The organism is Streptomyces sp. NPDC101194 (assembly GCF_044767885.1).
GTDB lineage: Bacteria > Actinomycetota > Actinomycetes > Streptomycetales > Streptomycetaceae > Streptomyces.
The window spans coordinates 192,329-212,283 of sequence record NZ_JBIWOS010000003.1; the positions used below are offsets into that span (position 1 = coordinate 192,329).

Annotated in this window: 15 protein-coding genes; 4 read left to right on the forward strand and 11 right to left on the reverse strand. The window is 69.7% G+C overall.

Translation table 11 applies throughout. The features are described from left to right. Positions 1–25: 25 nt before the first annotated feature. On the reverse strand, positions 26–388 hold the full coding sequence (locus tag ACIRP2_RS14005) for an ATP-binding protein (protein WP_404250823.1): 363 nt from the start codon (positions 386–388) through the stop codon (positions 26–28). A 460-nt stretch (positions 389–848) separates the two neighbouring features. Here ACIRP2_RS14005 and ACIRP2_RS14010 point away from each other — a divergent pair, with 460 nt between their 5' ends. Next, complete coding sequence (locus tag ACIRP2_RS14010; RefSeq protein WP_404249841.1) at positions 849–1,241, forward strand: ribonuclease domain-containing protein; 393 nt, start codon at positions 849–851, stop codon at positions 1,239–1,241. 94 nt (positions 1,242–1,335) lie between these two features. Then, entirely contained in the window at positions 1,336–1,725 is a 390-nt protein-coding gene (locus ACIRP2_RS14015; protein ID WP_404249843.1) for a barstar family protein, read from the forward strand. A 96-nt stretch (positions 1,726–1,821) separates the two neighbouring features. Here the strand turns inward: ACIRP2_RS14015 and ACIRP2_RS14020 are convergent, their stop codons facing one another. After that, positions 1,822–4,209, reverse strand: coding sequence for a collagenase (locus tag ACIRP2_RS14020; protein ID WP_404249845.1), 2,388 nt, complete (start codon positions 4,207–4,209; stop codon positions 1,822–1,824). A gap of 440 nt (positions 4,210–4,649) precedes the next feature. Between ACIRP2_RS14020 and ACIRP2_RS14025 the strand changes: the two genes are divergently transcribed. After that, the gene (locus ACIRP2_RS14025; RefSeq protein WP_404250825.1) at positions 4,650–6,044 is read left to right on the forward strand and encodes an aminopeptidase P family protein; all 1,395 of its coding nucleotides are present in this window, start codon (positions 4,650–4,652) and stop codon (positions 6,042–6,044) included. 90 nt (positions 6,045–6,134) lie between these two features. Here the strand turns inward: ACIRP2_RS14025 and ACIRP2_RS14030 are convergent, their stop codons facing one another. The 7 genes from ACIRP2_RS14030 to ACIRP2_RS14060 form a co-directional block, all read right to left on the reverse strand. Then, positions 6,135–6,860 carry a GntR family transcriptional regulator gene (locus ACIRP2_RS14030; RefSeq protein ID WP_404249847.1) on the reverse strand — a complete coding sequence of 242 codons (726 nt, stop codon included), beginning with the start codon at positions 6,858–6,860 and terminating at the stop codon, positions 6,135–6,137. An 89-nt stretch (positions 6,861–6,949) separates the two neighbouring features. Continuing rightward, positions 6,950–7,897, reverse strand: a complete 948-nt coding sequence (locus tag ACIRP2_RS14035) for an ornithine cyclodeaminase family protein (RefSeq protein WP_404249849.1) — start codon at positions 7,895–7,897, stop codon at positions 6,950–6,952. After that, positions 7,894–8,895: a proline racemase family protein gene (locus ACIRP2_RS14040; RefSeq protein ID WP_404249851.1), complete on the reverse strand. Its 1,002-nt coding sequence runs from the start codon at positions 8,893–8,895 to the stop codon at positions 7,894–7,896. The genes ACIRP2_RS14035 and ACIRP2_RS14040 overlap by 4 nt, the downstream gene beginning before the upstream one ends. A gap of 187 nt (positions 8,896–9,082) precedes the next feature. Continuing rightward, positions 9,083–9,991, reverse strand: coding sequence for a dihydrodipicolinate synthase family protein (locus tag ACIRP2_RS14045; RefSeq protein ID WP_404249853.1), 909 nt, complete (start codon positions 9,989–9,991; stop codon positions 9,083–9,085). Positions 9,992–10,118: 127 nt separating this feature from the next. Beyond that, the gene (locus ACIRP2_RS14050) at positions 10,119–11,597 is read right to left on the reverse strand and encodes an NAD(P)/FAD-dependent oxidoreductase (RefSeq protein WP_404249855.1); all 1,479 of its coding nucleotides are present in this window, start codon (positions 11,595–11,597) and stop codon (positions 10,119–10,121) included. Next, positions 11,578–11,904 (reverse strand): (2Fe-2S)-binding protein, encoded by a 327-nt coding sequence (locus tag ACIRP2_RS14055; RefSeq protein ID WP_404249857.1) that lies wholly within the window; start codon positions 11,902–11,904, stop codon positions 11,578–11,580. Before ACIRP2_RS14055 ends, ACIRP2_RS14050 begins: the two co-directional genes overlap by 20 nt. Positions 11,905–12,067: 163 nt before the next feature. Further along, positions 12,068–13,234 (reverse strand): NAD(P)/FAD-dependent oxidoreductase, encoded by a 1,167-nt coding sequence (locus tag ACIRP2_RS14060; protein WP_404249859.1) that lies wholly within the window; start codon positions 13,232–13,234, stop codon positions 12,068–12,070. 156 nt (positions 13,235–13,390) lie between these two features. Between ACIRP2_RS14060 and ACIRP2_RS14065 the strand changes: the two genes are divergently transcribed. After that, positions 13,391–16,663, forward strand: a complete 3,273-nt coding sequence (locus ACIRP2_RS14065; protein WP_404249861.1) for a glycoside hydrolase family 38 C-terminal domain-containing protein — start codon at positions 13,391–13,393, stop codon at positions 16,661–16,663. Between the two features lie 50 nt (positions 16,664–16,713). On the opposite strand, the gene ACIRP2_RS14070 is transcribed toward ACIRP2_RS14065, so the two are convergent. Together ACIRP2_RS14070 and ACIRP2_RS14075 are read right to left on the reverse strand one after the other, a co-directional pair. After that, positions 16,714–18,456, reverse strand: coding sequence for a pyruvate dehydrogenase (locus ACIRP2_RS14070; protein ID WP_404249863.1), 1,743 nt, complete (start codon positions 18,454–18,456; stop codon positions 16,714–16,716). A 65-nt stretch (positions 18,457–18,521) separates the two neighbouring features. Further along, a complete protein-coding gene (locus ACIRP2_RS14075) occupies positions 18,522–19,856 on the reverse strand; it encodes a protein phosphatase 2C domain-containing protein (RefSeq protein WP_404249865.1) in 1,335 nt (444 codons plus the stop codon). Positions 19,857–19,955: the final 99 nt, after the last annotated feature.

The following is a 19,955-nucleotide window of genomic DNA, read 5'->3' on the forward strand; positions in this document are numbered from 1 at the left end:
CTGAAGGTCCGGTTCCCCCGGGCTCTCAGGGCCTTTCGCTGTCCAGTTCGAACCAGACGACCTTGCCCAACGCCTGCGCTCCGACCCCCCAGGCATCCGCGAGACTCCGCACCAGGACCAGCCCTCGGCCGTGCGTACCGTCGTCGGCGTTCGGCACGTACGACGAGGACAGCCCGGACACGAAGTCACGCACCTCCACCCTCAGTCTGGCGGGCGCCACACTCACCGTGACGACCGCGCCGTGCCGCGTATGGATCAGGGCATTGGTCACCAGCTCGCTGAGCAGCAGTTCCGCCACCTCGGCCGACTCCGGCCGCCATCGGTAGCGCAGGAACTCCCGCAACGCGCCACGCACTTCGCCCACACCCGCCAGATCGGTGTGGGCCAGTCTGCGGTGCAGCCGGACCGACTGCCGTCCCTGCTCCCCCGGCTCGCGCGCCGTCCCGTCCACCACGAATTCGGCCTCGCCCCGACGCTCCATCGTCTCCCCCGTACGCACAGTGAATCCCCCTGATCGACGTCTTGTGTTCCCGCGCCCTCGTCCTGTCCTGGTGCCGCGCCCTGTTCTCTCGTCCCGTACTCGCGCCCTGTTGTCGCGCCTCTCTGCCGTCTCGCGCCTCCTCGTTCCTCCTCACCGAACGGCTGCAATGAACACTTCCATGGGGATGCATGCCCCATGGACCGGCCGCCACGCTTGTCGACTCATCAATAAATGAACACCACACCCGAGGGGACGGCGAGCGGTCGGACACATCGGCGTCACATTTCCTCCTCTCCGGTTAACTCCCAAAAAATTCACTGTGGTTGGCGTTGACGGCACCATGTCTACGCGCGTCATCATGGTGGCTATGCGAATCCCCCCACGGATCACCACGCTCGGCGGCTCTGCCGCCCTTCTGTCCGTTCTCCTCGTCGGCGGCCCGGTCGCCTCCCCGGCCACGGCCGCCACCACCTCGGTCGGCAGCATCTGTTACTCGGCGCTGCCGTCCCAGGCGCACGACACCCTCGACCTGATAGACGTCGGCGGGCCCTTCCCGTACTCGCAGGACGGTGCCGTCTTCCAGAACCGTGAAGGCGTCCTGCCCGGTCAAAGCACCGGCTACTACCACGAGTACACGGTCGTCACCCCTGGCTCCCCGACCCGCGGCGCCCGTCGGATCGTCACCGGCAAGAAGGTGCGGGAGGACTACTACACCAGCGACCACTACGCGACGTTCGACCTGATCGACCAGAGCTGCTGAAGGCTCAACCCTCCGAGCCGATCCGCGCCGTAGCCCCCCACCTGCGGCGCGGATCACGGACCGGCCGAAGCAGACGGGCTTGTACTCTCCACCCATGACCGTGACCTATGTGATCGACGGCTCCCGGGTCACCGGCCTGGAGCAGTTCTGGGAAGTGATCGGCGAGGCGGTGAACGGCCCCGGCGGTTACTTCGGCCGCAACTTCGACGCCCTCGCCGACTGCCTCGGTGGCGGGATGGGCACTCCGGACGACGGCGACTTCGTCTTCGAATGGCGGGAGCACGCCCTCTCCGCACAGGCCCTGGCACACGAGGAGACAGTGCGCTATCTGCGAGACAGCCTGAGCAGAGTGCACCCCACCAACAGGCCCTCGGTCCAGAAGCGACTGGACGACGCCCTGGCCGGACGGGGGCCGACGCTGTTCGACCTGATCGTGGAGATCCTGACGGATGAAACGGCACCCGGCACGCTCCGACTGTCGTGAGCCCCGGGCCGGGGCCGGCGGACGCACCCCGGGACGGTACCGGCCGACCGAGCGGGAACATCACTCGGCCGGCCGGCACCGTGGGGGTCGCGGGGATCAGAACTCGGTGGTGACCTTGACGCCGTCGAACTTCTCGTTGCCGTAGAGGCTGATGAAGTGGTATCCCGGCGCCGGGTTGTTGACGGTCAGGGTGTGCTCGTTGCCCGCCCCGACGGACTTGTCGGTGTTGACCTGGGTGGTCGCCCAGCCCTCCGAGCTGTAGTAGAGGTCGGCGTCACCCGTTCCGCCGGACGCGGTGATCTTCAGCTGGGTGATGCCGGCCGGGATGACTACGGCCAGGTAGGCGTAGTCGCCCTTGACGGCCTTCAGCTCGCTGCGCATGCAGTTCCGGCCCAGCAGCCTGGTGTCGGCGTCCTTGCACTCAGTGATCTCACCCGGCGGGTTGGTGGACCCGCTGCCGCAGGCGCCGGCCGCGCAGGCGGTCAGCCAGGTGTTCCAGTCGGTGTCGTAACGGCTGCCGATGGTCGACGTGAGCAGGGTGCGGGCGCCGTCCCAGTCGCCCTTGCGGTAGAGACCGAGCAGGGTGTCGACGTCCGAGCGGTGGGATTCGAGCATGTAACGGACTGCCAGGTAGCCCCAGTTGTACACACGGGTCTGGTCGGCGTTGGCGTAGGTGGTGTCGAACAGGGTGCCCAGGGTGTAGGTGTGGTTCGCGGCCTGGGAGATGGCGGCCTCGTAGGCGAGCTTGCGGTACGAGTAGGAGACGAACTCCGCGAAGCCCTCGACCCACCAGACGGTCGGCGTGGTCATTCCGGCCTCGAAATCGCCGTACATGTTGAAGCGGCCGTCGAGGTAGTGCGTGTACTCGTGGTTGAGGTTCCAGATCTGGAAGTCGGGGCGGGCCCACTCGGCCTCGTAGGCGATGAACCGGGGCTGGTTGCCCTCGGCCTTGGGGTCGCCCTCCAGGTACATGCCGCCGTTGTTGGTGTCGATGCCGAAGATCACTCCGGCGTAGGTCTGGTAGTCGGTGCTGGAGTCGAAGACCACGACCTCGATGGTCTTGTTGTTATCGTCGGCGACCGGGCCGTTGTCCCGGGCCACCTCGTGGAAGTAGGCGTCCTGGTTGCGCAGGCTGGTGCAGCTGGTCTCGAGCTCCTGCGCGGCCATGTCCTGCGCCCGGATGGTGATGCTGTCGCTACAGGTGTGCTTCACCGGCAGGACGACCTTCTCGAGACGCTCCGCGAGGTTGCAGGCGCCGTACTCCGCGCAGTTGTCCTTGTCGTAGGCGTCGACCATCTTGGCCAGGTTGACCCAGAGCGGGGCGGTGGGGCCGTCGATGGAGCTCTTGCCCATCAGGTCGACCGCGAGCGGGCTCGCCTTGGCGCGCAGCGAGTCCTCCTTGAGGAAGCGGCCGAGCTCAAGTCCGGCGTTGGAGGCCAGGAACGACTGCTTGGTGCCCAGCAGGTCGAGATGGTTCGCGGCGAAGTCGTGCAGGGAGTTCAGCACACTGGAATCGGCCTCGACGGCGCTGATGAACTCGGGCACCTGGTGACCGCGGAACATGACCGTGTACACGCTGTTCACGGCGTTGAGCATGTACCAGGAGCTGTTGTACGACTCGTCGTAGTCGGCCAGCATCCGCTTGACGATGTTCAGGTAGCGTGCGTTCTCCTCGGCGCTGTCGACCAGGATGATCGCCTCGGACAGGCTCTCGCCGTTGGCGTCGGTGACGTCGAAGGCGTGCGAGGAGCCGAAGAAGCCGTCGAGCGCCCCCTGGATGGCCGTGCGTAGGCGCGGCCCGTACTCTCCGACGGTGTCGGGGTCGTAGTACTGCACGTAGTAGCCGGCCCGGAGGAAGAGGATCAGCTGAGGCATGCCGGTGGTGCCGTCACCGGGGTAGGAGGCCGACGCGTCGCGCATGGCGTCGGCGATGGTGACCATCTGGTCCTCGCGGAAGGCGTGGTAGCCGTCCTGGCCCTGGAGACGGAACAGCGTGTTGACGCAGTCGGTGGTCGCCGCCTTGACCTTCTCGACCAGGGCGCCTCCGGTGTTGTTGGTGAAGTCGGTGACATTGCACTCGGCCGCGGCCTTGCCGGACTTCTTGGCGCGAGCCTGCTTCTCGGCCTTCATCGAGGGTGCCAGGTGGCTCGGAAGCGCGGTGGCCGGGTCGTCGTAGTCCCGCTTGAGCGCGTCCTTGGACGCGGACTGCGGCGGCTGGTCGGCGGCCTTGAGCGGCTTGCGTTCGACGTGAGCGGCATCGTCGGCGGGTGCCGTCAGCGCCTCGGCGGTGGGGCCGCCAGGGTCCTCGGTCCGGGGTTCCGCCCGTTCCCGAGCGGCGTCCGAGGAGTGGGGGGTCGCGGCCGACGCGACGGGGCGTTGCTCGACGGCCCGGCTCGGTGCCGTGAACAGGCCCACGCTCAGGCATGCAGCCAGAACCGCAGTGGACAGTCCGGTTATTTTCTGTCGAACCCTCAGGTTCTTCACTTGCCGCCTCCCAGCGGAGTGGTGACCACGCAACATCGCGCGGCTGTGGGGGAATGCGCGGGGGCGGGTCCGGGTCGGGTCCTGGTACGCACGATGGCATGGACACGACCTCATCCCCTTTGCGCGCTGTACAATGGCACATGTCACATGTCCTTCGGAAGACCTCTCGCGCACATTCATCTCCGCGACAACTCACCGTCACGGCAATCGGGTTGAGACCCGACCCACGCGCACGACAGCCACCGCCGGTTCGCTGAGCACCCACCCGCTGTCCGGACCGGCACCGATGTCCCGAGCGGGAGCCCGCGCTCGCACCCGAGCCCGAACCACGAGCCCGACCCCCGACAGAGCCCTGAGGAGCAATGCCCGTGCCTCATTCGCCCTCCGCCCCCCGCGCCGGCAGCCACGACCTCCCGGTGTCGCCCGCACTGGACGCCTTCATGAGTAAGGGCTGGGCGGACACCCCGCTGTCGGCCGACATCCGCGTCCCGTCGTACGACGTCACACCCGCCCGCCGCGCCCGGCTCGCCGCCCGCTTCCCCGGCGAACGTCTGGTCGTCCCGGCGGGCACGCTCGCGGTCCGCTCCAACGACACCGACCACCGCTTCCGCCCACACACCGGCTACGCCTGGCTCACCGGCCTCACCGGCGAGGACCAGGCCGGCCATGTCCTCGTCCTGGAACCCGACGGCGACGAGCGCCACGAAGCGGTGCTGTATCTGCGGCCGAGGTCACCGCGCACCGGGCAGGAGTTCTACCGGGACCGCAGATACGGGGAGTTCTGGGTCGGCCGCAGACCCGACCTGACGGAGGCCGCCCGGATGACCGGCATCCGCTGCGCGCACCTGGACGCCTGGGAGAAACTGCTGACCGGCCCGCAGCCACCGGTACGGGTGCTGGGCGGGGTGGACCGGTCCGTCGACGAACTCCTGCGTTCCCGCGGTTCGTTCCCGGCGGGACGGGCGGCTCCGGCCGGGCTGGAGGCGGTGCTCAGCGAGCTCCGGCTCGTCAAGGATCCTTGGGAGATCGATCAGTTGCAGCAAGCAGTCGATGCGACGGTGACCGGCTTCGAGGACGTGGTGCGCAGCCTTCCGCAAGCGCTGCGACACCCGAGAGGAGAACGCTGGATCGAGGGCGTCTTCGATCTGCGGGCCCGGCTGGAGGGGAACGGTCCCGGTTACTCCACGATCGCCGCGGCCGGTGCGCACGCCTGCGTCCTGCACTGGATCCGCAATGACGGGCCGCTGGAGCGCGACCAATTGCTTCTCCTGGACGCCGGGGTGGAGACCGATTCGCTCTACACGGCCGACATCACCCGCACCCTGCCGTTGTCCGGCCGCTACTCCCCCGTACAGCGCGACGTCCACGAACTGGTGCTGGCCGCCCAGGAGGCCGGCATCGCCGCCCTGCGCCCCGGGGCACGATTCCGTGACTTCCATCTGGCCGCCATGCGGGTCATCGCCGAAGGGCTGCACGAATGGGGCGTACTGCCGATGTCCGCCGATGAGGCACTCGACAGCGGCAACGGCCTCTACCGCCGGTACACGCTCTGCAGCAGCGGCCACATGCTCGGTATGGACCTTCACGACTGCGCCCACGCACGGGCAGGCAGCTATCTGGACGGGCGCCTGGAAGCCGGCCAGGTACTGACCGTGGAACCCGGGCTCTATTTTCAGCCCGACGACGAGACCCTGCCCCCATCACTGCGCGGTATCGGTGTGCGGATCGAAGACGACCTCGTGATGACGGCCGACGGCGCCCGGCTCATGTCGTCCGCGCTGCCGCGCGCCGCCGACGGAATCGAGGAGTGGATGGGCTCCCTGCTCGACGGTTGAGCCGGGCGGCTCCCGCCTCGGCCGCCCCTGCGCATGGGGCGGCCGAGGAGGGCGGAGAGACCCGGGTGGCCCCTGAGCCGGTCGGACGGTTCAGACCTCGGCGACCGGCATCGACACCCTGCTGATCCGGATGCCGCCCTCGCCGGCATCCCCCTCCTCCTCGGCCCAGAGCGATCTGACATGTGACATGTGGGTCAGCATGCAGGTCTCGGCACGCTGGGCGTCACCCGCGATCATGAGGTCGAGCAGTTGGACGTGCTCCTCGGCCGATACGGTCAACTGCCCCGTCGCGGCCAGCCGGTTGAGCCCGAAGAGGCGCGATCGTTTGCGCAGGCTGCTGACCTCCTCCACCAGTCGGCGGTTGCCGGCCAGCCCGAGCAGTTCGAGATGGAAGCGACGGTCCGCCTCCAGGTAGCCGATGATGTCGTGGTCGGTGGCCGCGTCGACGATCGCCAGGGCGAGCGGCCGTAGCGCCTTCAGCTCCCTCGTCTTGCCCATTTTGGCGATGCGGCCGACGGTGGGTACCTCGATCATGGCGCGGAGTTCGGTGAAGTCGTCCAGGTCCTGTTCGGTCAACTCGGTGATCCGGAAGCCCTTGTTGCGGACGGCTTCGACCAGGCCCTCACGCGCCAGGTCGAGCATGGCCTCGCGCACCGGGGTGGCGGACACCCCGAACTCGGCGGCGAGGGCGGGAGCGGAGTAGATCATGCCCGGACGGAGGTCCCCGGCGATCAGGGCCGCCCTGAGGGCGTTCGCCACTCTGTCGCGCAAGTGCTCTTGCGCCGAGATGGCGTTGAGCGTCGTCAGGCGGGCCATATGTGTTCCTCCAGCGCCGTACGGGCCCCTCAGAATACAATGTCACGTTTCCGCTCGGGCCCGCCGTTCCCGGCCTGTGGACAACTCGGTCAGCGCGGCTGCCTCCCGTGCACAGCAGCGGCGACTGCGAGGTCTTCCCAGCCCATGCCGACGCTCTTGAAGAACCGGGGGCCCGCGAACCCGACCGGTCGTCGTCCGCCGAGGCCGCCTCCGGTCACCAGCTCGGCGAGGTTGGCGTCGATGTCCTCGGCGCCGAAGGCTCCTTCCGCCATCGGGATCAGCAGGTCCCCCGCCTCCGCCAGGGCTGCCGCCCTCGATTCGACGATCACGGCGGAGCGTGACACCAGAGCGGTGTCGACCTCCCTGGCATCCGGGGTGTGCGAGCCGACCGCGACGACCGTCGCCCCGTCCGGCACGAGAGTGCCGTCGAAGAGCGGGGCCGCGGACGTGGTGCAGCAGAGCACCAGATCGGCCGTGGGCACCTCCGCCGCCCCGTGCGCCCCGCCCGCCCGGGCGTCCACACCGAGTCGGCGGGCATGCTCGACCAGTGCGGCGACGCGTTGCGGGGCACGGCCGATCACGGAGACCCGTTCGACCTGCCGTTCGGCAAGCAACGCGGCAAGGTGACCGTACGCCTGGGGCCCGGTTCCGAAGAGCACCGCGTGACGCAGCACCGGCTCGGTGAGATGCCGGATCGCGAGTGCGGACACGGCCGGTGTGCGCAGCGTGGTGAGCGCGGCACCGTCGAGCAGGGCGATCGGCAGCAGGGTGGAACCGTCGAGCAGCAGATAGCTTCCGGTGATCCGGGGCAGGTCGCGCGCCGGGTTGCCGGGAGCGACTCCGGCGATCTTCACCCCGGTCAGCTGCCGCGTGCTGGCAGGCATGATCAGCAGTTCACCGCCGGGCACGGTGACATGGTGCCGGGCCGGGGACGTCTCCGGATCGAATCCCCCGCTCAGCGCCGCCTCCAGGGCGTTCACGGCTCCGGTCGCTCCCAGGGCCTCGATGTCGTCGGCGCCGAGCAGGGGCAGTTTCACAGCAGGAATCCTTCTGGGAACGGATCGGACGGGTTCAGGAAGAATTGTGCGGTACCGGTGATCCAGGCGCGGCCCGTGACCGTCGGCACGACCGCCGGCAGACCGCCCACGGTGGTCTCTTCGACCAGACGCCCGGTGAACGAGGTTCCGATGAACGACTCGTTCACAAAGTCGCGGTCCAGAGGAAGTTCACCGCGTGCGTGCAACTGCGCCATGCGTGCCGAGGTACCTGTTCCGCAGGGCGACCGGTCGAACCAGCCGGGGTGGATCGCCATCGCGTGCCGGGAGTGCCGTGCGTCCGAACCGGGTGCGATGAACTGCACGTGCTTGAGGCCGTGAATCCCGGGGTCCTCCGGATGGACGGGCCGATCAGCGGCGTTGACCGCGTCCATCAGGGCGAGTCCGGCCGACAGGATGTCGTCCTTGCGCGCCCGTTCGAAAGGAAGCCCGAGGTCGGAGAGCTGAACCATCGCGTAGAAGTTGCCGCCGTAGGCGAGGTCGTACCGCACCGTTCCGTGGCCGGGTACGTCGACCGTCAGGTCGAGACCGACGCTGAACGCGGGCACATTGGTCAGGGTGACGGCCGTCGCCGCGCCGTCCCGCACATGCACGTCGACGCTGACGAGTCCGGCCGGGGTGTCCAGCCGGACGGTCGTGACGGGTTCGGTGACCTCGACCATGCCGGTCTCCACCAGAACGGTCGCGACCCCGATGGTTCCGTGACCGCACATCGGCAGAAAGCCGGAGACCTCTATGTAGAGGACGCCGAAGTCCGCGTCGGGCCTGGTGGGCGGCTGAAGGATCGCGCCGCTCATGGCTGCGTGACCGCGCGGTTCGTACATGAGCAGGGTGCGCACGGCGTCCCGGTGCTCCTGGAAGTATCTGCGCCGTTCGGCCATCGTGGCGCCGGGAATGGTGCCGATGCCGCCGGTGATGACGCGGGTGGGCATGCCCTCGGTGTGTGAATCGACCGCATGGAAGATGTGACGTGTCTGCAAGGCTCCCCCTGGTTCGTCACGACGAAAACGATGAACGAGAAGTACGCGGAGTACGCGGAGTACGCGGAGTACGCGAAGTACGCGGAGAGAACGGGGCCGCGACGAGCCGTGGCCCGACCCGGGCACACGGAACGGGGCCGGGGCAGGTGGCGGCCCGACGTACGCGTACGGAACAGCGGTCAGGCGGTCACCCGAGGCCTGCGGCCAGTGCCTTCTCCGTCGCGGCACGTACGGCGGCCGCGTCGTGGTCGGGCAGGGGAAGGCGCGGCGGGCGGGTGCGCCCACCGTGTCGTCCGGCGACATCCATGGACTCCTTGATGGCCTGCACGAACTCCGGCTTCGAGTCCCATCGGAGCAGGGGGTGCAGTTCCCGGTACAGCGGCAGCGCTGTTGCCATGTCACCCGTCACAGCGGCGCGGTACAGCTCGACGCAGCAGGACGGCAGCATGTTCGGGCAGCCCGCGATCCAGCCGACGGCGCCGGCGAGTGCCAGTTCCAGCAGGACGTCGTCGGCACCCACGAGCAGATCGAGACCGGGCGCCTGTTCGGCGATCTCGTACGCTCGTCGGACGTCACCGCTGAACTCCTTGACCGCCACGACGCTGCCGTCCTGGTGGAGCGCGGCGAGCAGGCCGGGGGTCAGATCCACCTTGGTGTCGTAGGGGTTGTTGTACGCCACGACCGGAACCCCGACCCGGGCGACCTCCGTGTAGTGGGCGCGGACCGCCGCGTCCTCGCAGCGGTAGCCGTTGGGGGGCAGGAGCAGCACGGAACCGGCGCCCGCCTCCGCGGCCTGTTCCGCCCAGCGCCGTGACTCAGCGCTGCCGTAGGCGGAGACGCCCGGCATGACGCGGCTGCCGTCGCCCGCCGCCTCGACGGCTGTCCGGACCACCTGCTCGCGTTCGCCGTCGGTCAGGGTCTGGTACTCCCCCAGCGACCCGTTGGGCACCACACCGTCGCAACCCGCGGCGATGAGCTGTTGGACGTGCTCGGCATAGGCGTCGTAGTCGATCGTGCAGTCGTCGCGCAGGGTGAGCGGGGTGGCGACCATGACGCCGTGCCAGGGTCGGGTGCGCAGGTGTGCGTTCGTGTGCATCGTGTCTCCTTGAAAGGTGTGACATGTCACGGTGTGATGGATGAGCGGACAGCGGTCGGCGGCGCGCGATGCCGGGGAGCTGCAGGGTCGTGCCGGCGGTACCGGCACAGTCGAGGTGGCCGCGGGCCTACCCTGCGTCGGCCAGGTCGGCGAGTGCGGACAGCTTCACGGGACAGGCCAGGGGGCGCCGGTCGGGGCCATCCGGCTCTTCACCGGTGCCCCGTCCGGTGCCGTGCGCAGCGGCGAGTTCTCGGACGGCGAATCCGCAGGTCCGGCCCTGGCACCAGCCCATTCCGGCACGGGTGAGCAGTTTCACGGTCCTGGCGTCACCGGCCCCGAGCTCCTCGCAAGCGGTACGGATCCGGCCTGCCGTGACCTCTTCGCAACGGCAGACCTCCGTGTCGTCGGCCAGCCACTCGCTCCAGCCCTCGCCCGGCCGGTGCACGGCGCCCATCAGCGCGGCGAAGGCACGCAGGCGCCTGCGGGACCGGCGCAGGGCGATCGCCCTGCGCGCCGCTTCCCTCCGCACCCCGCCCCGTACCTCGCGAACGATCGACAGTGCTGCCAGCTCTCCTTCGCACAGGGCGAGTTCCACGCCTCCGGTGCCACCGGTCTCGCCGGCCGCCCAGACCCCCGGCACGGTGGTCCTGAGCTGTTCGTCGAGAGCGACCGCATGCGTACCGTCGGCGCAGACGCGCGTACTGCAGCCCAGTGTCACGGCGAGTTCCAGCTGAGGAACGAGCCCGTGTCCCACGGCGAGCACGTCGCAGGGGATCTCGCGTCCGGTCCCCGGAACGGGACTCCAACGGCGGTTCACCCGGCTGACGGTCACCGCCTCCACCCGTGTGTCGCCGTGCACTTCGGTGACCGCCCGGTGCGTCAGGACCCGGACTCCCGCGCGAGCCAGGGCCGTACCGTACCGGACTCCTTCCGCCGCCTTGCCGGGGTTGGCGGCCAGCACGAGGGGGGCACGCGCGTAGGCCCCGTAACCGGACGCCTCGATCAGTGCCGGAACGCGCGCACCGGCACGCGTCAGCGACAGTGCGACGGCCTGAAGAAGCGGTCCGCTCCCCGCGACCACGATCCGGCGGCCCGGCAGCGTCAGGCCGGACTTGAGCATGGCCTGGGCACCGGCCGCACCGACCACGCCCGGAAGTGTCCATCGGGAAAAGGGGAGTTGGCGTTCATGGGTGCCCGTCGCCAGCAGCAGCCGACGCCCCGTGACGGCATGGCGGCGCTCACCCTCGGCTCCGGTGACGGCATGCAGGATCCAGTCGCCGTCACGCGCTCGTTCGACCGACCACACCTGGTGGCCGGCGAGATGCCTGATCGCGCCTGCTCCGCGGTGCGCCGCGAGCCTCGCGGAGAGTCCGGCGAAGACGGACCAGCCGTGGTGGAGGGCTTCGGGTCGAGTGGCGCCGAGCCCGTCGGCCGGGCTGCGGTAATACTGTCCGCCGGGCGTGTCGGCCGCGTCCAGCAGAAGCACGTCGACGCCGTGGTCGGCCGCCGTGACGGCTGCGGCCAGGCCGGCCGGACCCGCACCCACCACAACGAGTTCGGCACGGTCCGCGTCCCGTGGCCGGCGTTCATCCGTCGATCGAGGCATGGCCGTCGCCCTCCTGCGTGGTGATGGCGTCGCCGGGACGGGCGGGAAGCAGGCATGCGCGCCGGTTGGGGCTGCCGTTGACGGTGGCCAGACAGTCGTAGCAGGCACCGATACCGCAGAAGGCCCCCCTCGGCCGACCGTGGACCCGGGTGGTGCGCCAGGTCAGGATGCCCGCCGACCACAGTGCGGCTGCGATGCTCTGGCCCGGCAGTCCCCGGATCGGGCGTCCGTCGAAGGTCAGCTGGAATTCCGGTTCGGGCTCGGCCCCGACGAGTTCGGCGGGGGTACGCGCTCGGGTGCGTCTCACAGGGTCCTCTCCTGGGGCAGAACGCTTTCTCTTCCTCGGGCACACGGGGTTTCCTCGGGCACACACTGGGCTTCCCCCTGCACCAGAAGCTCTCCTCCGCGCCGCGCGGGTGCTCGCGCAGGACGCGACGCCTCCTCCCGGAGCATCCGCGCCGTCCTTACCGTCATGTGACATGGCATGCGGTGTCGAACCGGTCGGGCGCGAACGGACCGAGATCGAGCACGGACCGACGACCGTGGATCGCGTCGGCGATCAGCCGACCGGTCGCGGGGGCCAGACCTATCCCGGCTCCTTCGTGGCCGCAGGCGTGGAAGAGGCCGGGCACCCTGGAATCCGGGCCGATCGCGGGCAGGTGATCGGGCAGATAGGGCCGGAACCCGTGGTAGGCGCGCAGGACCCGAACGTCCGCCAGTACCGGGAACAGGGCGGCGGCCTGCGCGGCCAGCCGGGCGACCACCGGCACGGACAAGGTCCGGTCGAAGCCGACCCGCTCGCGGCTGGCGCCGATCAGGACCGGCCCCGAGGGCGTCCCCTCCACCACGGGCGAGGTCTGCAGCGCAGCGGACCCGCTCGACACATCGGCCACGTACTCCGCCGCATAGACCTTGTGCCGGATCAGCCGGGGCAACGGCTCGGTGACGAGCACGAACCCCCTGCGCGGCAGGACCGGCAGGTCCACCCCGGCCAGCGCGGCGAGCTCACCGCCCCAGGTGCCCGCCGCGTTGACGACGACGGAGGCGATCAGTTCGCCGTGCGCGGTGCGCACCCCCCGCACCGCCCCGTCCCGGCCCCGGAGTATCCCGACGACCTCCTGCCCCGGGCAGAGGCGCGCCCCGGCCCGAACGGCCGCTCGCAGCAACTCGGCCGTGGCCAGAGCGGGTTGGACCTGGGCGTCCTGTGGATAGTGGCAGCCTCCGGCAAGGTTCGGTGCGAGGTGGGGCTCGACATCGCGGAGCCGGTCGGATGTGACGTGGTACGCCTCGACCCCCGCTCCCCGTTGTCCGTCCGCCGTCGCCGACAGAGTGGCCAGGGAGTCCTCGGACGCCGCCACGACCAGACCGCCCTTGAGTTCGTACTCGATCCGCGGCGGCAGGTCCTGTGCCAATCGGCCCCACAACGCCGCGGAGAGCAGGGCCAGTTCGAGTTCGGGTCCGGGCACTTTGTCGGAGACCAGGAGGTTGCCCTCCCCGGCTCCGGTGGTGCCTCCGGCGACCGGCCCGCGGTCGACGACGGCTACGGACAGTCCGGACCGGGAGGCGTAGTAGGCGCAGGCGGCGCCGACCACTCCGGCCCCGACGATGACGACATCCAGGGGCTGTCTCATGAGCACGGCAGTAATATGTCACATTGTTTGCGGGGCGCCAAGGGTGTGTGCGGGGGCAGTTGATCAGCCGTCACCCTGTCGGCGCGCTCGCACGGGTGCCGGCTCGGCCTCCGGGGAAGTGGAGCCATGGACACCCCGAGGCACCGATCCCGAGGAGCCGTGATGCACGACGACCGCGCCCAGGTGGAGGACCGGCTCGAGCGGGCCCTGCACCAGTTCATCCGCCCCGCCCAGTACCCGGACCGGACCCCGCTCGCGCTTTCCGTGCGGCACATTCCCGGTGAGCCCGTGCCGGTGGATCAGGCGCTGGCGGGAACGTTCGAACCGTTCAGCACCGGCACGGAGTGGGGGGAGCCGTGGTCCACCAGCTGGTTCCGGTTGGAGGGAAACGTGCCCCTGGAATGGGCGGGGCGCCGTGTGGAGGTCGTCGTCGACCCGGGCTTCTCCGGCCAAGGGCCCGGATTCCAGGCCGAGGGGATGCTGTACGACGCGGCCGGGGTCCCGCTCAAGGGTGTCCATCCGCGCAACCGGCATCTGACGGTCGCGTCCCCGGCGATGGGCGGGGAACCGGTCTCACTGCTGCTGGAGGCCGCGGCCAACCCGTCGGTGCTGGAGCACGGCTTCGTGCCGACGCCGCTCGGGGACGTGACGACGGCGGGCGACCGACCCCTGTACCGGTTCACCTCCGCGGACCTCGCCGTGCTCGACGAGGAGGTCTGGCATCTCGTGCTGGACATCGAGGTGCTCACCGAGCTGATGCGGGAGCTTCCCGTGGACCGTTCGAGGCGGCACGAGATCCTGCGGGCACTCGAACGCATGCTTGACGCAGTGGATCTGCACGACGTGACGGGCACGGCGCCGGCCGGCCGGGCGGAACTGGCCGGGACACTGTCCCGTCCGGCGGCAGCCGGCGCGCACCGGATCACGGCCGTCGGTCATGCGCACATCGACTCGGCCTGGCTGTGGCCGCTGCGCGAGACGGTGCGCAAGGCATCGCGCACCTTCGCCAATGTCACCGCCTTGACCCAGGACTATCCGGAGCTCGTCTTCGCCGCGTCGCAGGCCCAGCAGTACGCATGGGTGAAGGAGCATCAGCCGCACATCTGGGAGCGCGTCAAGCAGGCCGTGGCAGAAGGCCGGTGGATGCCCGTCGGATCGATGTGGGTGGAGTCCGACGCGAACATGCCGGGCGGCGAGGCGCTGGCCCGGCAGCTCGTGCACGGCAAGCGGTTCTTCGAGCAGGAGCTGGGGGTGGATACCGAGGAGATCTGGCTGCCGGACTCGTTCGGCTGCACCGGCGCGTTCCCTCAGCTGGCACGACTGGCGGGGGTGAAGTGGTTCCTGACCCAGAAACTGTCCTGGAACCAGAGCAATGAAATGCCACATCACACCTTCTGGTGGGAGGGCATCGACGGGACCAGGGTCTTCACCCACTTTCCGCCCGTGGACACCTACAACGCCCAGCTCCATGGCCGCGAACTCGCCCACGCCGAGAGGAATTTCGCGGAGAAGGGCCTCGCGACCCGCTCCCTCGTGCCGTTCGGCTGGGGCGACGGCGGGGGCGGACCCACGCGCGAGATGCTGGAGAAGGCGCGCAGGCTCAGGGATCTGGAGGGCTCGCCCCGGGTCGGGATCGAGAGCCCGTCGGCGTTCTTCGCGACGGCCGAGGCGGAGTACGGGGCTCACGCACCGGTCTGGTCGGGCGAGCTGTATCTGGAGCTGCACCGGGGCACGTACACCACTCAGGCCAAGACCAAGCAAGGCAACCGACGCAGCGAACACCTCCTGCGTGAGGCCGAGTTGTGGGCGACGGCGGCGACGCTGCGTTCACCCGGCCACCGCTACCCGTACGAGACGCTGGACCGGCTGTGGAAGACGGTGCTGCTCCATCAGTTCCATGACATCCTGCCCGGCTCGTCGATCGCCTGGGTGCACCGCGAGGCGCGTGAGACGTATGAAGCGGTACGGAGGGAACTGGCCGACGTGGTGGCGGACGCGGTGGGGGCACTGGGTGGGCCAAGGGGCCCGGTGGCGCTCAACACCTCTCCGTATCAGCGCAGCCAGGTGATGGAGCTGGACGCGGAGGCGAGTGCGTTGCTGCCGTCGGGCGCCTGCGCACAGCCGCTGGGCGATGGACGCACAGCGGTGCTGGCGCAGGCCCCCGGCCTGGGCGCGGGCCGGCTGGACGGCTCGGCGGTCCCCGAACACGCGGTCACGGCGACCCGGTACACGGGCGGGTCTGCGACCGAGCGAGCGGACGATCCCACGAGATCCGGACCCGGGAGCGGGCCGACGACCGAAACGGCACAGCAACCGACGAACGGGCCGGCGGACGAGCCGTTGGACCGTCCAGCCGATGGGGCGGCGGAGGAGCCGGAGCACGAACCGGCGGGCCGGGGCTTCGTGCTCGACAACGGACTGCTCCGTGTCGTCGTCGACGGCGACGGACTGATCGCCGGCGTGCGCGATCTCGGTGCGGGGCGGGACGTGCTCATCCCCGGCCATCGGGCGAACCTCCTCCAGCTGCACCCGGATCACCCCAGTCACTGGGACGCGTGGGACATCGACCGGCACTACCGCCGCACCCACACCGACCTCACCGAGGCCGACTCCGTCGAGCTCGTCGAGGAGGGGCCGTTGCGGGCCGCCGTCCGCGTGACGCGGTCGTTCGGGGCCTCGCACCTCGTGCAGGAGATCCGGCTGACCGCGGGCAGCCGTCGGATCGACATCGAGACGGAGGTGGACTGGCAGGAGTCCGAGAAGGTCCTCAAGGCGTCGTTCCCGCTCGATGTGCATGCCGAACGGTCCACGGCCGAGATCCAGTTCGGGCACATCCACCGGCCCACGCACGAAAACACCAGCTGGGACGCGGCCCGCTTCGAGATCTGCGCCCATCGCTGGCTCCGGGTCGCCGAGCCGGGATACGGCATCGCCCTGCTCAACGACTCGACGTACGGGCACGACGTGACCCGGACCCCGCACGTCGCGGGCCTCGGCACGACCGTACGGCTGACGCTGCTCCGGGCCCCGCACAGTCCCGACCCGGGGACCGACATCGCCAGGCACCGGTTCGGATACGCACTGGCCCCGGGCAGCGAGGTCACGGATGCGGTGCGGGAGGGTCTGGCCTTCAATCTGCCCTTGCGAGCCGCGGTGGCGCCGGTCCTGCCGTCACTGATCAGCACCGGGCATCCGGCGGTCACGGTGGAGTCGGTGAAGCTCGCCGAGGACCGCAGCGGCGACGTCGTCGTGCGGCTGTACGAGTCGGCGGGAGGGCGCGCCGGCACGACGATGCGGGTCGGGTTCCCCGTCGTTCGGGCCCGGATCACGGACCTGCTGGAACGGCCGCTGCACGAGGCCGACACCGATGAGCACGGTGTCGTACTGTCGCTGCGGCCGTTCCAGATCCTGACGGTGCGGCTGACCCCTGCGTGACATGTGACATCCCGGCCCTCGTATCCCCTCCCGACCTGCGGGGTCGTTCATCAGAGGCGGGGCACGTTCCGCAGGTTGGAGCGGGCCATCTGGACCATCCGGCCCACTCCCCCGTCCAGCACGATCTTGCTGGCGGAGAGTGCGAAGCCGGTCACCATCTCCGCACTGATCTTCGGCGGGATGGAGAGCGCGTTGGGATCCGTGACGACGTCGACGAGTGCCGGGCCCTTGTGCTTGAAGGCGTCCTTGAGGGCGCCTTCGAGCTGCTTGGGCTTCTCCACCCGCACGCCGTACGCCCCGGCGGCTCGGGCGATCGCCGCGAAGTCAGGGTTCTTGTTGGTCGTACCGAACGAGGGCAGGCCGGCGACCAGCATCTCCAACTCGACCATGCTCAGGGAGGAGTTGTTGAACAGCACGACTTTCACCGGAAGGTCGTACTGCACCAGGGTGAGGAAGTCCCCCATCAGCATGGTGAATCCACCGTCGCCGGACATCGACACCACCTGCCGGTTCCGGTCGATGAACTGGGCACCGATGGCCTGCGGCAGGGCGTTGGCCATCGAGCCATGACTGAACGAACCGATGACGCGGCGCTTGCCGTTGGGTGAGAGATAGCGCGCGGCCCACACGTTGCACATGCCGGTGTCGACGGTGAACACGGCGTCCTCGTCGGCCAGGTCGTCCAGCACCGAGGCGACGTACTCCGGATGGATCGGGATGTGCTTCTCGACCTTGCGGGTGTACGCCTTGACGACGCCCTCCAGCGCGTCGGCGTGCTTCTTCAGCATCCGGTCGAGGAATTTGCGGTCGGTCTTGGCCTGCACCCGCGGGGTGAGGCAGCGCAGGGTCTCGCGGACATCTCCCCAGACCGCCAGATCCAGCTTGGAGCGGCGGCCGAGGTGCTCGGGGCGCACATCGACCTGGACGATCTTCACATCGTTGGGGAGGAAGGCGTTGTAGGGGAAGTCGGTGCCGAGCAGGATGAGGAGATCGCACTCGTTCGTCGCCTCGTAGGCGGCGCCGTAGCCGAGCAGTCCGCTCATTCCGACGTCGTACGGGTTGTCGTACTGGATCCACTCCTTGCCGCGCAGTGCGTGCCCGACCGGAGCCTTCACCCGCTCGGCGAACTCCATCACCTCGGCGTGGGCGCCCGCGGTGCCGCTGCCGCAGAACAATGTCACACGCTTCGCCCCGTCGACCATCCGGCAGAGCTTCTCGATCTCCTCGTCCCCGGGCCGTACCGTCGGCCGCGAGGTGACCAGGGCGTGCTCGATCGACTTCTCCGGGGCAGGCTGCGATGCGATGTCACCCGGCATGGTGACGACGCTGACCCCGCCTCGTCCGATCGCGTGCTGAATGGCGGTCTGGAGCAGCCGGGGCATCTGCTGCGGGTTGGAGATCATCTCGTTGTAGTGGCTGCACTCCTGGAAGAGCAGCTCCGGATGGGTCTCCTGGAAGTAGCCGAGACCGATTTCGCTCGAAGGAATATGCGAGGCGAGGGCGAGGACCGGTGCCATGGAGCGGTGCGCGTCGTAGAGGCCGTTGATGAGGTGCAGATTTCCGGGGCCGCAGGATCCGGCACAGGCCGCCAGAGAGCCGGTGATCTGGGCCTCGGCCCCGGCGGCGAACGCGGCGGTCTCCTCGTGCCTGACCTGGATCCAGTCGATGGCCGAGTTGCGGCGGATGGCGTCGACGACCGGGTTGAGGCTGTCGCCGACGACGCCGTACATACGCTTGACGCCCGCCCGGACGAGGATGTCGACGAACTGCTCCGACACGTTCTGCTTGGCCATGGGTGCGTGCCCTTTCCGCGCTTCGGCTTCCGGATTCCGCATCCATCAACCCATGGCGCGGGCGGTTACGCCTCCCAGACGCCGACACTCGTACGGTCGTCGGAGTACCCCTTCACCCTGATCCGGGTGTCCGCGAGGTAGGTCACGAGCCCGGGCGCCAGGTCGTCGCTCCAGCGTTCGGCGAGCTCCCGGGCCAGCGCGGGCTCCCCTCGCAGCGGCTCGGCGAGTCCGGTGCTGCACAGCAACAGCGTGTCGCCCGGCCGGGCCACCGAGGCCCGGAACCGGAACGGTTCCACTGTCGACGGCAGCGGGCTCTGCGCGTACGAGGACGGGTGTGCGGTGGTCCCGGGATCCAGGGTGGGGACCTCACTGCCGGGATCACCGCCGCGGACACCCCCTGGGCCGCTCCCGGAACCGCTCCGTGGGCCGCTTGCAGAAGGAGCGGGGCCGAATCCGACCATGTCTTCAGTGGTGACGCCTCCGGCACCACCGGTGTCCGGAATCTCCGGTTCGAGGTCCTGCCAGACCCCGTCGCGCAGCCGGAAGAGCCCACCGGCGCCGACACCGAAGAAGATCCTGGTACGGCAGTCGGGATCGGCCGGGAGCAGGAGGCAGCGCAGATCCGCCGTGTACTCACGCGGTTCGAGCCCGAGCTCGGCCGCACGAGCGCGCAGTTTCCCGTATCCACGGTCGGTGAGACGGTGCAGGCCGGACTTGAGGGCGTCGCGGCGGCCCGCCCCTATGTCCTCGGAGAGCCTGGAATGACTACGGCCCACAGCACCGACGATCCAGCGGCAGGCATCGGCCGCCGCCAGATGTGCCCGCCCGGTGGCCCGGGCCCCGGTGGCGACGGCGATCAGGACGAGCGCGTTCCTCTCGGTGCCGAAGCGCACGGTGAGCAGTGCGTCGCGGCGGGGGTCGCCCCGGAACCGTGCGGAGTCCCCGCGCACGGAGGCGGCGCGCAAGGTGTACGTCCCGTAGCGGGCGCCGTCGAGCACGGTGTCGGCGGTGATCCCGTCCAGCTCCTGGGGGACGGTGGCGGGCAGTGTGGTGGGCTCGGCGTCATAGGTCGGCGGCCGGTCACCCACATGGCCGACCACGGGGCGCGGGGCGGGCGCCGGTTCGTGGTCGGCGGCGGTCGGGGCCGGGGGGCCGACGAGAGCGTGCGGCTCGGCGGACGTACGCGGCCGCGTCCGTGCGGCCGGGGGCGTCTGCGGCTCCTCGACCGCCGCGCCGATCCTTCCGTGCCCGCCCGAACCCACCGCGCCCGACGCCGAGTCGAAGCGGTCGTCGAGGCTGTCGCCCGCGTCGCTCGCCCCGGTGTCCCGTGCGGTCTCGTCGTACAGCCTGCGCCACCAGTCGTCCTCATGGGCGGCGGGTGTCTCCCCCTGCTGACTCATGCCCCTATTGTCGACCGCACGGCCCGTACGAAAACGGGACATCCGGAAAATGTGGCCATGCGAAAGGTCCGCCGGGCGGCCCCACCCCCCACGGGAAGG

Bases quoted from the DNA above. Each gene is read 5' to 3' on its own strand.
- ACIRP2_RS14045 (WP_404249853.1), bottom strand. From the start codon at position 9,991: ATGCACACGAACGCACACCTGCGCACCCGACCCTGGCACGGCGTCATG.
- ACIRP2_RS14070 (WP_404249863.1), bottom strand. From the start codon at position 18,456: ATGGCCAAGCAGAACGTGTCGGAGCAGTTCGTCGACATCCTCGTCCGG.
- ACIRP2_RS14025 (WP_404250825.1), top strand. From the start codon at position 4,650: ATGAGTAAGGGCTGGGCGGACACCCCGCTGTCGGCCGACATCCGCGTC.
- ACIRP2_RS14050 (WP_404249855.1), bottom strand. From the start codon at position 11,597: ATGCCTCGATCGACGGATGAACGCCGGCCACGGGACGCGGACCGTGCC.
- ACIRP2_RS14010 (WP_404249841.1), top strand. From the start codon at position 849: ATGCGAATCCCCCCACGGATCACCACGCTCGGCGGCTCTGCCGCCCTT.
- ACIRP2_RS14015 (WP_404249843.1), top strand. From the start codon at position 1,336: ATGACCGTGACCTATGTGATCGACGGCTCCCGGGTCACCGGCCTGGAG.
- ACIRP2_RS14075 (WP_404249865.1), bottom strand. From the start codon at position 19,856: ATGAGTCAGCAGGGGGAGACACCCGCCGCCCATGAGGACGACTGGTGG.
- ACIRP2_RS14065 (WP_404249861.1), top strand. From the start codon at position 13,391: ATGCACGACGACCGCGCCCAGGTGGAGGACCGGCTCGAGCGGGCCCTG.
- ACIRP2_RS14030 (WP_404249847.1), bottom strand. From the start codon at position 6,860: ATGGCCCGCCTGACGACGCTCAACGCCATCTCGGCGCAAGAGCACTTG.